Genomic DNA, 13,389 nt, shown 5'->3' with positions numbered 1-13,389 from the left:
CCTTCAGAAGTCGGTAGAGATTACGGGAAGGGGATGAATCCGACGGCGATGCCGACGAACGCAAGCGCCTCGGTGAAGGCGATACCGATCCACATGAGGACCTGCAGGCGACCGGCCAGCTCGGGCTGACGGGCGACGCCCTCGATGGTCTTGCCGACGACGATGCCCACACCGATGGCCGGGCCGATGGCTGCGAGGCCGTAGCCGACCGCCGCGATGTGACCGTTGATTTCAGCGAGAACCGTAGTAGCGTCCACGGGTTTTTCCTTTCGTTGGGTGGATCGGCAGTTGCCGACCCGCTCAGTGCTCTTCTGCGACCGCGAGCTGGATGTAGACCGCGGTGAGGACGGTGAAGACGTATGCCTGCAGGACGGCCACCAGGATCTCGAAGAGAGTGAAGGCGCCGCCGAAGGCGAGGGTTCCGATACCGAGGGCAGCCCAGCCGCCGCCAGCGGTGAAGAAGAAGAACTGGGTGGCCGCGAAGCACAGCACCAGCAGCATGTGACCGACGACCATGTTCATCAGGAGTCGGAGCATCAGGGTGACCGGACGGATGATGAACGTCGAGAGGAACTCGATCGGGGTCACGATGAAGTAGACCGGCCACGGCACACCCGAGGGGAAGAGCGCGTTCTTGAAGAAGCCTCCGGGGCTCTTCTTGATGCCGGCGTAGATGAAGGTCACGTAGCTCACGAGCGCGAGGGTGAGCGGCACGGCCGCGATGCTCGTACCGGCGATGTTCAGGAACGGGATGATGCCCGTGATGTTCATGAACAGCGTCATGAAGAAGATCGTCGTGAGGATCGGCAGGAACCGGTTGCCGTCCTTGCGGCCCAGGAGATCGTGCGCGATCCCGCCGCGGACGAAGTCCAGGCCCATCTCGACGACGCTCTGGAAACGGCCGGGGACGACCTTCATGCGGCGCGTCCCGAGGACGAGCAGCAGGACCACGACGATCACGGAGAGGAGCTGGACCAGGTGGATCCGGTGGACGGGGATACCCGCCACATTGAACAGGATCTCCGGGAAGAACTCGTCGATCGAAGGTCCGTGGAACTCGCCGTCCGTGGCGAGTTTGGGCATCAGGGTCGCAGCAAGATTGAACAGCGCGGGCTCCAGCTTCGGGGCACCGGTCAGAACCGGGGCGACGATGGTCGGTGTGCTTCAAGCGCAAGCGCTCGCGGGCGAGCGGCGGGCACGTCTCAACCCTATCAGAATCTGAGGGTTCCCTAAGACCGCTCGGGGTCGGTACGCTCTCCCTCCGCCGAGTCGTCGGCGAGGAGGTCGTGACGACCGGGGGCACGGTCTTCCGGCACGACCGTGGGGAGCTGCACGCCGCCGGGCGCCCGGTCCGCCGGCGCCTCGGTCGGCAGGGACGCATCGCTCACGTTCGGGAGGCGCATCCGCGTGATCACGATCACGTCGATGACGAGAGTGGCGACGACTCCGCTGACGATCGAGAGGAAGAACACCATCGGATGGATCCACGGCTGACCGCTGAGCGCGATCATGATCACCACGAAGAGGCCGAGCTTCAGCAGCCAGCCTCCCAGAACGATCGCGAAGAACAGCTGCACGTACAGCGGGTCACCGAACCAGCGGTTGGCGATCAGGATGCTCAGAGCCGTGATCCCGAGGAACAGCATCGCGAGCACGACCCCCAGCAGACCGCTGATCAGCCCCTCTCCCCCGCCGACGAGCAGGCCGATCAGGCCGGCCACGATCGCGAGGACCACCATCGAGACGGCGGACCAGATGAGCGTCTTCCGCAGGATCGGGGTACTGGATACGGGATTGGGGCTCATGAGGACTCCACGGGTGTCGGGTCGGGCTCGGCATCCGTCGCGACTCGTTTACGACGGGAGGGCATCAGGGTGATGACGAGGCAGGCGGCGATGCCCAGGACGCCGAAGCCGACGCCGGGCAGATACTGCCCGGGCCAGTCCTCACGGGCGCCCACGTACATCAGGAGCACCGCGAACGAGATGATCGCGGTCCAGGCGTAGAAGATGAGCACGGCGTCGCGGTCGCGGTGGCCGAGATCCAGCATCCGATGGTGCAGGTGCTTGCGATCGGGCGAGAACGGCGATTTGCCGGCGTTCATGCGACGCAGCACGGCGAGGCCGAAGTCGAGCAGCGGCAGCAGCACCACGAGCAGCGGCAGCAGGATCGGGATGAACGCGCCGAGCAGCTGCGAGCGGCCCAGACGCTCGAGGTCGAGCGCCGAGGGCTCGAGCTGCCCCGTGACCGCGATCGCCGAGGTCGCCATGAGCAGGCCGAGGACGAGGGCGCCGGAGTCGCCCATGAAGAGCTTCGCCGGGCTCCAGTTGAAGGGGAGGAACCCGATGCATGCGCCGATGAGGACGGCCGCGAGGAACGACGCGAGGTTGAAGTAGCTCGAGGCGCCCGTGTCGCGCGTGAGGATGTAGGAGTACGCGAAGAACACGCCGTTCGCGATCAGGCAGACCCCTGCGACCAGGCCGTCGAGCCCGTCGATGAAGTTCACCGCGTTCATGACGATCACGATCGCGAACATCGTGATGGTGATGCTCAGCCAGCTGGAGAACACGATGAGGTCGCCGAAGGGCAGCGACAGGATCTGCAGTCCGCCGCCGATCGTAATGATCGCTGCGGCGAGGAACTGCGCGCCGAGCTTGATCATCCAGTCGAGGTCCCAGAGATCGTCGACCACGCCGATGATCGCGATGAGCAGGGCGGCCGCGAGGATCGACCACATGGTCTGCGGCGGCATCCAGATCGTCGCGAAGAACGGGTTCGCCGCGGAAACGCCCATCGCGACCGCGATGCCGAGGAAGATCGCGACGCCGCCCAGACGCGGCGTGGGGGTCTTGTGCACATCGCGCTCACGGATCTCGGGGTAGAGCTTGAACCGCAGGCTCAGCTTCCACACCGCCCAGGTCAGCGCGAACGTGATCGCGGCGGTGATGACGACCGTGAGGAGGTACTGCTTCACAGATCCTCGTCCTGCTGCAGCGGCGGGCCGGGCTCGAGCAGATCGCCGAGCACCTCCTCGAGACGCTCCCGACTGATCGCCCCGGCACGGAGCACGCGCACGGTGCCGGTGGTCGGCTCCGCACCCCGGGGCACGAGGGAGGTCGCGTCGACGATCGTCGAGGCCACGCCTTCCTTGCTGATGCCGTCGGCCAGGTACACCGCGACGCTGTCGCCCAGCATCCGCTCGGCGTCGTAGGCGGAGATCGCGGCGTCGCGACCGGTGAGGTTGGCGCTCGACACCGCGAGGGGTCCGGTCTCGGCGAGCAGCTCGAGGGCCACCCGCCCCTCCGGCATGCGGACGGCGACGGTGCCCTGGGTCTCCCCCAGGTCCCAGACCAGCGAGGGCTGGGCGGGAAGCACGATGGTCAGGCCTCCGGGCCAGAATGCGTCGACCAGGCGCTGCACCGGCTCCGGCACCGATTCGGCGAGAGCCGCGAGGGTCTCCTTCGATCCGATCAGCACAGGGGGCGGCTGGTTGCGCCCGCGCCCCTTGGCATCGAGGAGCCGCTGCACCGCGGCGGGTGAGAAGGCGTCGGCGGCGACGCCGTAGACCGTGTCGGTGGGCATGACGATGAGCTCGCCCCGGGCGATCGCCTGGCGGGCGTGGCGCATGCCGGCGAGGAGCTCGGACTCGTCGCCGCAGTCGAAGATGGAGGACATGACCTTCCGATTCTAGTCCGGGGTCGTCTGTGCGACCGGTGACGGCGCGGCCGTTCGCGGCGTCAGGAGCGCAGCGCCGTGGTCGCCCGGTCGCGGAGAGTGAGATCGCGGTGCGTCGCCGCGGCCCTCCAGCCGTCACGCGTGAGGATGCTGCGGATGGCCTCCCCCTGGAGCTCGCCGTGCTCGATCACGAGCAGGCCCCCCGGTCGCAGCAGTTCGGCCGCCCGGACGCTGAGGACGCGCACGATGTCGAGCCCGTCCTCCCCGCCGTACAGCGCCATGCGCGGATCGAACAGCCGCACCTCCGGGTCGCGGGGCACCGCGGCGTCGGGCACATACGGCGGGTTGGAGATCACGACCGACGCCGTGCCGTCGAGGTCACGGAACGCCTCGCGGAGGTCCTCGTTCACGAGCGTGAGGTTCGCGACGCCGGCGGTGTTGCGCAGCGCCCAGGGGTAGGCCTCGGCCGAGAGCTCGGTCGCGTGCACGACGGCGTGCGGCACCTCGGTGGCCATCGCGAGGGCGATCGCGCCCGATCCGGTGCCCAGGTCGATCGCGACCGGCGCGGGGTCCGGCGAGGCGAGGAGCGCGTCGATCGCGAACTGCACCACCGTCTCGGTCTCGGGACGCGGCACGAACACGCCGGGGCCCACCGCGAGCTCGAGGTGACGGAACGGCGCGACCCCCGTGATGTGCTGCAGCGGCTCTCGGGCGGCACGACGCGCGACCGCCTCGTCGAACGCCGTCGCCCGATCGTCCGGGATGCCGTCGCCACGCACCAGGGCGGCCTGCACCTCGCCGCGGCGCAGACCCAGGACGTGGCCGGCCAGGAGCTCGGCGTCGACGAGCGGATCCGTCACCCCCGCATCGGCGAGCCGCTGCGCCGCGGCGCGCACGAGGGAGGCGAGGGAGGTGTCGGGCATACGTCCAGCGTACGGGGCACCGGCCGTCACATTCGGCGACCGCTCCCCGGGCTCGCCTAGGCTGGGTCGCAGTCACCCCGCACCCAGGAAGGCTCCCCATGCCCGGCATCCACTCCGACATCACCACGGCGTTCGGCAACACCCCGCTGGTCCGCCTCAACCGGGTGACCGAGGGCCTCGGCGCCACGGTGCTCGCGAAGCTCGAGTTCTACAACCCCGCCTCCAGCGTGAAGGACCGCATCGGCATCGCGATGATCAACGCGGCCGAGGAATCGGGCCAGTTGACGCCCGGCGGAACGATCGTCGAGTCCACGAGCGGCAACACCGGCATCGCGCTCGCGATGGTCGGTGCGGCGCGCGGCTACCGGGTCATCCTCACCATGCCCGCCTCGATGTCGAAGGAGCGCCGCGTCCTGCTCAAGGCCTTCGGCGCGGAGATCGTGCTGACCGATCCGACGCTCGGGATGAAGGGCGCGATCGCGGAGGTCGAGAAGATCGTCTCCGAGACGCCCGGCGCCGTGTGGGTGCGTCAGTTCGAGAACGCCGCGAACCCGCAGATCCACCGAGAGACCACCGCCCAGGAGATCCTGCGCGATACCGACGGCGCCGTGGACATCCTCGTCGCGGGCGTCGGCACCGGCGGAACCGTCACCGGCACCGGGCAGGCGCTCAAGGCCGCGAAGCCCGGGGTGCAGGTCATCGCCGTCGAGCCCAAGGACTCCCCCGTGCTCACCGAGGGCCACCCCGGCCCGCACAAGATCCAGGGCATCGGTCCGAACTTCGTCCCCGCGATCCTCGACCGCGACGTGCTCGACGAGGTCATCACCGCCGAGTTCGAGGACTCCCTGCGCGTCGCGCGCGATCTCGCCGCGAAGGAGGGGCTCCTGGTCGGCATGTCGTCCGGCGCCGCCGTCTCTGCCGCGCTGCAGGTCGCCGCTCGTCCCGAGAACGCCGGCAAGACCATCGTCGTCGTGATCCCCGACACCGGTGAGCGCTATATCTCCACCGCGCTGTTCGAGGATCTGCGCGAGTCCTGATCCACGCATGGACAGGTCGCATCGTCCGCGCATCGCTCGCGCGATCGCGCGGATCCCGATCCCGAGGGACGGCGTGATCGCTCGCCTGCGGGAGGACATCGCGGCAGCCCGACTGCGGGATCCCGCCGCGCGGAGCTCGCTCGAGGTCGCGCTCCTCTATCCCGGCCTGCACGCGATCTGGGCGCATCGCGTCTCGCATGCGCTCTGGCGTCGCCGGCTGCGGCTGCTCGCACGCGCCGGCTCGCAGATCTCGCGCTGGCTCACCGGCATCGAGATACACCCCGGCGCCCGGATCGGCCGCCGCTTCTTCATCGACCACGGGATGGGCGTCGTGATCGGCGAGACGGCCGAGATCGGCGACGACGTCATGCTCTACCACGGGGTGACGCTGGGCGGCCGCACGCGCGACTCGGGCAAGAGGCACCCGACGATCGGCGACGGCGTCGCTGTGGGTGCCGGCGCGAAGATCCTCGGCCCCGTGACCGTCGGCGACCACTCCGTCGTCGGAGCGAACGCCGTCGTCACGCGGGACGCCCCCGCCGACAGCGTGCTGGTGGGCATCCCCGCCAAGCCGCGGGCGCGGACCTCGCACGACGACACCAGGGCGCTGCTCACGGCACCCGACTACTCGATCTGAGGACCGCGCTCAGCGCTTCCGACCCGACGCCCGCTTCTCCTCGACGTCCTTGCGGAGGAAGATGAGCGGCAGCAGCACGCTGCCCAGCGCCGTCACGAGCCAGACGATCACCGCGCCGAGGAGCCAGCCCGTCGCGTCGACGATACGCAGGCCGCCGATCGGCAGCAGGACGACGATCACGAGCGCGATGAGGGTGGAGAAGATCCCGATGCCGCCCATCAGCACCGGCGCATAGCGGTCGGCGAGCCTGCTCACCCACGGGGCGAGCACGCTCTGCAGGATCGCGAAGATCAGGATGCAGACGACGAAGCCCCACCACTCGTCCCACTGGATCCGGAAGCCCTCGAGCAGCAGATCGGCCACGATGAGGCCGAGGCCGGCCGAGACGAGGTACATCAGCGAGCGGAACAGGAACGTGATCACGGCCCGAGCATAGCGCTCGGGAGGACGAGCCTGTGGGAGCGCACTCATACCCGTCTGTTTCCGCCGAACGGCAGAGACAGACGCATGATTTGCGTCATACGGCAGAGATAGACGGGTCTGAGACTCTCCTCGATCGGCGACAGGCCTCACGGATCCGACGGACGGCCTCGTGGGGTGAACGGTAGACGTGCTCCGAGGTCAGACGGACGGTGAGCCAGCCCGCCTCGGCATATGCCTGGTACTTGTCGATGTCTCGTTCGAGCTGATGGCGCAGGAGATGACCGTCGCTCTCGTACTCGATCGCAACGCGCAGTTCCGGATACGCCAGCTCACTGCATCCGAGGAAGCGCCCTCGAGCGTCGTATACGTCGTGATCGAGCACGGGTTCAGGCAGACCCGCATCACGGATGAGCAAACGGATCTGCGTCTCCGGAGGGGACGCTGCTCCCGTGCGCGCGTATTCCAGAGCACGACGAAGTGCGGGGGCACCGGGACGACCGCGGCGTTCGGCGAAGCGCTCGAGGCGTTCGCGGTCCGCGAGCGCGGACTCCGTCACCGGTCCGAACCCGCCGGGATGCCGCGGGATGTGGAGGACGTGATCGGCGGCCACGATCAGCTCTTCCTCGCGCAGCGTCCCGCCCAGCGACGCCCACGTCGAGGCGGGGTCAGTGACACGGATGCCGCGGCGATCCGTGACGAGGACGAAGGATGATGTGAACTGTCGCCCCCGCAGCCCTGGCCTCACCGGCGCGGTACGCGGCCGGAGCACGCCGACCTCGATCATGGCGGGGAGCCTCGCAGGCAGCGGGATCTGCCACAGGTGAGCCGCGGTTGTCCCGCACAGGAAGGCGTGCGGTGGCATGAGTGGGATGTAGGCGCTGATGAGCCGCGCGAACTCTGCGGAGCGCCGCGCCCAGATCGGCGCATCGTCGAACACTGCCGTGCCGGAGTCTCGACGACGCCGCGCCCCGTGGAAAATCGTCTCGAGATGGTCGCCGCGAAGCGCGGATCTCCCGACGCCGAGCATCCCGGCCTCAGCGACTGTGAACGCGTCGGGCAATCGGGAAGGCAACTCAGGGCGGCGACGTGGCATGACGCAAGGGTGCACGATCGGGATTCCCGCGCGTGCGAGCCTTCCACAGAGCCCGTCTATTTGCGTCGAATGGTCACCGCGCGCCCGCTGTTTCTGCCGTTCGGCAGAAACAGCGGGTCAGGCCTCGGACCCGACGGCGGCGAGGCGCGCCTCTTCATCGGCCTGGATCGCACTCTCGATGATCGGTTCGAGAGCACCGTCCATGACCTGGTCGAGGTTGTACGCCTTGAAGCCGGTGCGGTGGTCCGCGATCCGGTTCTCCGGGAAGTTGTACGTGCGGATGCGCTCCGAGCGGTCCATCGTGCGGATCTGCGACTTGCGCGCGTCGGAGGCCACGGCGTCGAGCTCCTCCTGCTGCTTCGCGAGAAGACGGGCACGGAGCACGCGCATCGCGGCCTCGCGGTTCTGCAGCTGCGACTTCTCGTTCTGCATCGACACGACGATGCCGGTCGGCACGTGCGTGATGCGCACGGCCGAGTCCGTGGTGTTCACCGACTGACCGCCGGGACCGGACGAGCGGAACACGTCGATCTTGAGGTCGTTCTGGTCGATCTGGATCTCCTCGGGCTCGTCGACCTCGGGGAACACGAGCACGCCTGTGGTCGACGTGTGGATGCGCCCCTGCGACTCCGTGGCCGGGACGCGCTGCACGCGATGCACGCCGCCCTCGTATTTCAGGTGCGCCCAGACGCCCTGCGCGGGGTCGGACGACGATCCCTTGATCGCGACCTGGACGTCCTTGTATCCGCCGAGGTCCGACTCGTTGCGCTCGAGCAGTTCGGTCTTCCAGCCCTTCGACGCCGCGTACTGGATGTACATGCGCAGCAGATCGGCGGCGAACAGCGCCGACTCGGCACCGCCCTCCCCCGCCTTGATCTCCATGATCACGTCGCGGGCGTCGTCGGGGTCGCGCGGGATCAGCAGTCTCCGCAGCCTCTCCTGAGCCGCCTGCAGCCCCTGCTCGAGAACGGGAACCTCGTCGGCGAACGCGTCGTCCTCGCGCGCGAGCTCGCGCGCGGCCTCCAGATCATCGGAGGCCGCGACCCACGCCTCGTGCGCCGCGACGATGCGCGAGAGCTCGGCATAGCGCCGGTTCACGCGCTTGGCGCGCGCGGCGTCGGCGTGCACCGCCGGGTCGGAGAGCTCCTCCTGCACCCGGCGGTGCTCGTCGATCAGAGTCTGGACGGACTCGAACACCGTGGCTCCGCTCAGCGGATGTTGCTGTCGTGCCCGTGGCCGCCGGCCGGCAGCGTCGGGATCGACTTCTGCATCTGCACGAGGAACTCCACGTTCGAGTGGGTCTCCTTGAGCTTGCCGAGCACGACCTCGAGGGCCTGCTGCTGGTCGAGGCCCGCGAGGGCACGACGCAGCTTCCACGTGATCTTGACCTCGTCGGCCGAGAGCAGCATCTCCTCGCGGCGCGTGCTCGACGCGTTGACGTCGACCGCCGGGAAGATGCGCTTGTCGGCGAGCTGACGCGACAGGCGCAGCTCGCTGTTGCCGGTGCCCTTGAACTCCTCGAAGATGACCTCGTCCATCTTGGAGCCGGTCTCGACGAGGGCGGTGGCGAGGATCGTGAGCGATCCGCCGTTCTCGATGTTGCGCGCGGCGCCGAAGAAGCGCTTGGGCGGGTACAGCGCCGAGGCGTCGACGCCACCCGTCAGCACACGACCCGAGGCCGGTGCGGCGAGGTTGTAGGCACGACCGAGACGCGTGATCGAGTCGAGCAGCACGACGACGTCGCGGCCCAGCTCGACGAGACGCTTGGCACGCTCGATGGCGAGCTCGGCGACGGTGGTGTGGTCCTCGGCCGGACGGTCGAACGTCGAGGCGATGACCTCGCCCTTGACCGTGCGCTCCATGTCGGTGACCTCCTCGGGGCGCTCGTCGACGAGCACGACCATGAGGTGGACCTCGGGGTTGTTCTGCGCGATCGCGTTGGCGATCTGCTGCAGGACGATCGTCTTGCCGGCCTTCGGCGGCGCGACGATGAGGCCGCGCTGGCCCTTGCCGATCGGGGCGACGAGATCGATGATGCGCTGCGTGAGCTTCTCGGGCGCGGTCTCGAGACGCAGGCGCTCCTGCGGGTACAGCGGGGTGAGCTTGCCGAACTCGACGCGCGTCGCGGCGTCGTCGATCGAGAGGCCGTTGACCGAGTCGACCTTGACGAGCGCGTTGTACTTCTGGCGACCCTGCTGCTCGTTCTCGCGCGGCTGCTTGATCGAGCCGACGATAGCGTCGCCCTTGCGCAGGTTGTACTTCTTGACCTGGCCGAGCGAGACGTAGACGTCGCTGGGACCGGCGAGGTAGCCGGTGGTGCGCACGAAGGCGTAGTTGTCGAGGACGTCGAGGATGCCGGCGATCGGGATGAGGACGTCGTCCTCGCCGATCTCGGTCTCGAACTCGTCGGTCGGGGTGCCGCCGCGGCGCTTGTTGCGCTGACGGTTGCGGCCGTTGCCGCCCTGGTCGTCATCGGCGGCGTTGCTCTGCTGCTGCTCGCCCTGGCCGTTGCCGTTCTGGCCGCGACCGCGGTTGCGGCTGCGGTTGCGGCTCCGGCTGCGACCGCCCTGCTCGTCGCCGTCGGAGGACTCGGCGGAGTCGTTGGACGACGACACCTCGGTGGGAGCCTGCTCGGCGGGCTTCTCCTCCGCGGCGGGCGCCTCGGTCTCGGCGGCAGCCTTCTTGGCCGGACGGCGTCCGCGGCCCTTCTTGGGCTCCTCGGCGGCCTCGGCCGGAGCGGTACCGGCGTCGGCGGGCTTCTCGTCGGCCTTCGCCTCGGCGGCGGCGGGCGTCTCGGTCGGGGCCGGAGCCTCGGCGGCGTCGGCGGCAGGCTCGGCGTCAGCCTTCTTCGCACGGCTGCGGCGCGGGGCCTTGGCCTTGGGCGCCTCGGTCTCGGCGGCCGGCGCCTCGGCGGCGGAGGCGTCGGCGGCCGGAGCCGCGTCGGCGCTCTCGGCGGCCTTCTCGGCCTTGGCGGCCGCGGCCGCGGTCGCGGTGTTCGCCCGGCGCGGTGCGCGCTTGCGTGCGGGCGCGGCCTCGGCCGGCGCGTCGGTCGCGGGGGCCGCGGCGGCTGCCGGGGCCTCGGCGGCCGGAGCCGCCTGGTCGTTCTGGGTCTCGGAGAAGTTCTCCACGAGTGCTCCCTCTTTGGTCTCGAAGACGTGAGCGGTACGTGCGCAACGGGTGCTGCGCACGATCGCACGGGCTGACGCTCGGCGTCGGCCGGCCCCGCACCGGACTCTCGGTGAGAGCCGCACTCCGTGATGAAGGCGGCGCTCTCGACAGCTCGGTGCGTCAGGGGTTTGGCGTGCGGGTCTTGCAGAGTTGCAATGGGGCCAGATTCACGAAACTACGTGGAGCCCTCCGCTCGAGTCCCCACTGTACCACCACGCACGTCGACGGCGAGCAGCAGCGCGTCCCACGGGGTGTCGGTGGTCGAGGCGGCCAGTTCCACGGCATCCTGTCGGCTGCCGGGACCGTCGGCGAGCACCAGCACGCTGGGTCCCGCGCCCGACACGACGGCGGCGAATCCGGCAGCGCGCAGCGCCTGCACGAGACGCTGCGTCTCCGGCATCGCCCCCGCACGGTAATCCTGGTGCAGACGATCGGCGGTCGCGTCGAGCAGCAGCTCCGGGCTCTGCATGAGCGCCGCGATCAGCAGCGCCGACCGGGACACGTTGAACACCGCGTCGGCCGTCGACACGTGCGGCGGCTGCAGCGACCGCGCCGCCGACGTGGACATCGTGTACGCGGGGACGAGCACGAGGGGCGAGACGCCGCGGTGCACGAGCAGCTTCTTGTGCTGCGGGCCGCGCTCCCCCATCCACGCGATCGTGAGGCCTCCGAACAGCGCCGGAGCGACGTTGTCCGGGTGCCCTTCGATCTCGGTCGCGAGACGCAGCATGTCGGCGTCGTCGATGTCGACGTCGCCCGCCAGCAGGCCCTTCGCGACGAGGATGCCCGCGGTGACGGCGGCACCGGACGAACCGAGGCCGCGACCGTGCGGGACGCCGTTCTCCGCGACGATGCGCAGACCGGGCATCGGGCGAGAGACGTCCGCGTAGACGTGCGCGACCGTGCGGACGATGAGGTTCGACGCGTCGCGCGGGATCTCCGCCGCACCCGATCCGGACACCTCGATCTCGAGCTCGCCGGCGGGGAGCTCGGTGACCAGGAGGGTGTCGTAGATGCTCAGTGCCAGGCCGAGCGTGTCGAATCCGGGGCCGAGGTTCGCGCTCGTCGCGGGGACCGTGACCTCGACGGTGCGTCCGACGGCCACCGTCACTCGCCTTCGACGCGCAGCACGGACACCACGCGCTCGACGACGGAGCTTCCGGCGAGGGCGTCGACGGTCGCGCTCAGGGCCTGATCCGTCGCCCGGTGCGTGCCGATCACGAGACGTGCGGTGGGCTCGTCCTCGCCCTCGACGGTCTGCACGACCGTCGCGACGGAGACGTCGCCCTCGCTGAGGATCCCGGCGACCGTCGCGAGCACGCCGGGCGCGTCCGAGACCTCGAGGGTGATCTGGTAGCGCGTGGTGACGTGGCCGATCGGCACGACGGGGAGGTTCGCCCTGGTCGACTCCCCCACGCCCACACCGCCCGCGATGTGACGACGTGCGGCGGAGACGACGTCGCCGAGGACTGCCGAGGCCGTCTGGACCCCGCCGGCGCCGGCGCCGTAGAACATGAGGGATCCCGCGGCCTCGGCCTCGACGAACACGGCGTTGTTCGCGCCGTGCACGGCCGCGAGAGGGTGCGACTGGGGCACGAGAGCCGGGTACACGCGCACGGAGATCGACTCGGAGCCGTCGACGTCGATGCGCTCGCACACCGCGAGCAGCTTGATCACGAAGCCGGCGGAACGGGCCTCCTCGATCATGGCCGCGGTGATCGAGGTGATGCCCTCGCGGTGCACGGCGTCGAGCGGCACGGCGGTGTGGAACGCGAGGCTCGCGAGGATCGCCGCCTTCTGCGCCGCGTCGTAGCCTTCGACGTCGGCCGTCGGGTCTGCTTCGGCGTACCCGAGGCGCTGGGCGTCGGCGAGCACATCTGCGAAGTCGGCGCCCTCGGTCTCCATGCGGTCGAGGATGTAATTGGTCGTGCCGTTCACGATGCCCATGATCCGCACGACGCGGTCGCCGGCCAGCGAGTCGCGCAGGGGCCGGATGATCGGGATGGCCCCGGCTGCCGCGGCCTCGTAGTAGACGGAGGCGCCCACGCGATCGGCCGCCTCGAAGAGCTCGGGTCCGTGGGTCGCGAGGAGCGCCTTGTTCGCGGTGACGACGTCCGCGCCGGATCCGATCGCCTGCAGGATGTTCGCGCGTGCCGGCTCGATGCCGCCGATCAGCTCGATCACGATGTCCGATCCGAGGATCAGCGACTCCGCGTCGGTCGTGAACAGCTCCTTCGGCAGGTCGACGTCGCGTGGTGCGTCGAGGGTGCGCACGGCGATGCCGGCGAGCTCGAGCGAGGCTCCCGCGCGGTCGGCGAGCTCGTCGCCGTGACGCAGCAGAAGGGCGGCGACCTGGGAGCCGACCGCGCCGGCGCCCAGCAGCGCCACCCGAAGTCGTCGGTACTCAGTCGTCATTGCTTCTCCTTCGGAGGA

14 protein-coding genes are annotated in these 13,389 nt (G+C 69.6%); 2 read left to right on the top strand and 12 right to left on the bottom strand.

What is annotated here, in order from left to right:
* Positions 1-20 precede the first annotated feature (20 nt).
* From atpE to prmC, 6 genes are all read right to left on the bottom strand, one after another.
* Positions 21-257 (bottom strand): ATP synthase F0 subunit C, encoded by a 237-nt coding sequence (gene atpE / locus ACIPY8_RS08290; protein ID WP_067115091.1) that lies wholly within the window; start codon positions 255-257, stop codon positions 21-23.
* Positions 258-300: 43 nt separating this feature from the next.
* Entirely contained in the window at positions 301-1,083 is a 783-nt protein-coding gene (gene atpB, locus ACIPY8_RS08285; RefSeq protein WP_400816889.1) for a F0F1 ATP synthase subunit A, read from the bottom strand.
* A gap of 146 nt (positions 1,084-1,229) precedes the next feature.
* On the bottom strand, positions 1,230-1,805 hold the full coding sequence (locus tag ACIPY8_RS08280) for a hypothetical protein (protein WP_400816888.1): 576 nt from the start codon (positions 1,803-1,805) through the stop codon (positions 1,230-1,232).
* Entirely contained in the window at positions 1,802-2,974 is a 1,173-nt protein-coding gene (locus ACIPY8_RS08275; RefSeq protein ID WP_400816886.1) for a glycosyltransferase family 4 protein, read from the bottom strand. The genes ACIPY8_RS08280 and ACIPY8_RS08275 overlap by 4 nt, the downstream gene beginning before the upstream one ends.
* Positions 2,971-3,675, bottom strand: coding sequence for an L-threonylcarbamoyladenylate synthase (locus tag ACIPY8_RS08270; protein ID WP_400816884.1), 705 nt, complete (start codon positions 3,673-3,675; stop codon positions 2,971-2,973). Before ACIPY8_RS08270 ends, ACIPY8_RS08275 begins: the two co-directional genes overlap by 4 nt.
* 62 nt (positions 3,676-3,737) lie before the next feature.
* The gene (prmC, locus tag ACIPY8_RS08265) at positions 3,738-4,598 is read right to left on the bottom strand and encodes a peptide chain release factor N(5)-glutamine methyltransferase (RefSeq protein ID WP_400816883.1); all 861 of its coding nucleotides are present in this window, start codon (positions 4,596-4,598) and stop codon (positions 3,738-3,740) included.
* Between the two features lie 98 nt (positions 4,599-4,696).
* On the opposite strand from prmC, the gene cysK reads away from it, so the two are divergent.
* Positions 4,697-5,635, top strand: a complete 939-nt coding sequence (gene cysK / locus ACIPY8_RS08260) for a cysteine synthase A (RefSeq protein WP_400816881.1) — start codon at positions 4,697-4,699, stop codon at positions 5,633-5,635.
* Positions 5,636-5,642: 7 nt separating this feature from the next.
* Positions 5,643-6,272, top strand: coding sequence for a serine O-acetyltransferase EpsC (gene epsC / locus ACIPY8_RS08255; protein ID WP_400816879.1), 630 nt, complete (start codon positions 5,643-5,645; stop codon positions 6,270-6,272).
* Between the two features lie 9 nt (positions 6,273-6,281).
* Here the strand turns inward: epsC and ACIPY8_RS08250 are convergent, their stop codons facing one another.
* The 6 genes from ACIPY8_RS08250 to ACIPY8_RS08225 form a co-directional block, all read right to left on the bottom strand.
* Positions 6,282-6,695, bottom strand: coding sequence for a hypothetical protein (locus ACIPY8_RS08250; RefSeq protein WP_400816877.1), 414 nt, complete (start codon positions 6,693-6,695; stop codon positions 6,282-6,284).
* Between the two features lie 94 nt (positions 6,696-6,789).
* Complete coding sequence (locus ACIPY8_RS08245) at positions 6,790-7,557, bottom strand: hypothetical protein (protein ID WP_400816876.1); 768 nt, start codon at positions 7,555-7,557, stop codon at positions 6,790-6,792.
* A gap of 348 nt (positions 7,558-7,905) precedes the next feature.
* Positions 7,906-8,985 (bottom strand): peptide chain release factor 1, encoded by a 1,080-nt coding sequence (prfA, locus tag ACIPY8_RS08240; RefSeq protein ID WP_400816874.1) that lies wholly within the window; start codon positions 8,983-8,985, stop codon positions 7,906-7,908.
* Positions 8,986-8,996: 11 nt separating this feature from the next.
* The gene (gene rho / locus ACIPY8_RS08235; RefSeq protein WP_400816872.1) at positions 8,997-10,916 is read right to left on the bottom strand and encodes a transcription termination factor Rho; all 1,920 of its coding nucleotides are present in this window, start codon (positions 10,914-10,916) and stop codon (positions 8,997-8,999) included.
* A gap of 215 nt (positions 10,917-11,131) precedes the next feature.
* Positions 11,132-12,067, bottom strand: a complete 936-nt coding sequence (gene thrB / locus ACIPY8_RS08230; RefSeq protein WP_400816870.1) for a homoserine kinase — start codon at positions 12,065-12,067, stop codon at positions 11,132-11,134.
* Positions 12,064-13,371 carry a homoserine dehydrogenase gene (locus ACIPY8_RS08225; RefSeq protein ID WP_400816868.1) on the bottom strand — a complete coding sequence of 436 codons (1,308 nt, stop codon included), beginning with the start codon at positions 13,369-13,371 and terminating at the stop codon, positions 12,064-12,066. The genes thrB and ACIPY8_RS08225 overlap by 4 nt, the downstream gene beginning before the upstream one ends.
* Positions 13,372-13,389 lie beyond the last annotated feature (18 nt).

It is taken from the genome of Microbacterium sp. NPDC089696 (genome assembly GCF_044749125.1).
Taxonomy (GTDB): domain Bacteria; phylum Actinomycetota; class Actinomycetes; order Actinomycetales; family Microbacteriaceae; genus Microbacterium.
This window is presented reverse-complemented; position numbering and strand designations above follow the sequence as displayed.

Excerpts from the sequence above, each read along its gene's own strand:
- atpB (WP_400816889.1), bottom strand. The coding sequence starts at position 1,083 with ATGCCCAAACTCGCCACGGACGGCGAGTTCCACGGACCTTCGATCGAC.
- ACIPY8_RS08280 (WP_400816888.1), bottom strand. The coding sequence starts at position 1,805 with ATGAGCCCCAATCCCGTATCCAGTACCCCGATCCTGCGGAAGACGCTC.
- ACIPY8_RS08270 (WP_400816884.1), bottom strand. The coding sequence starts at position 3,675 with ATGTCCTCCATCTTCGACTGCGGCGACGAGTCCGAGCTCCTCGCCGGC.
- prmC (WP_400816883.1), bottom strand. The coding sequence starts at position 4,598 with ATGCCCGACACCTCCCTCGCCTCCCTCGTGCGCGCCGCGGCGCAGCGG.
- cysK (WP_400816881.1), top strand. The coding sequence starts at position 4,697 with ATGCCCGGCATCCACTCCGACATCACCACGGCGTTCGGCAACACCCCG.
- epsC (WP_400816879.1), top strand. The coding sequence starts at position 5,643 with ATGGACAGGTCGCATCGTCCGCGCATCGCTCGCGCGATCGCGCGGATC.
- ACIPY8_RS08245 (WP_400816876.1), bottom strand. The coding sequence starts at position 7,557 with ATGCCACCGCACGCCTTCCTGTGCGGGACAACCGCGGCTCACCTGTGG.
- ACIPY8_RS08225 (WP_400816868.1), bottom strand. The coding sequence starts at position 13,371 with ATGACGACTGAGTACCGACGACTTCGGGTGGCGCTGCTGGGCGCCGGC.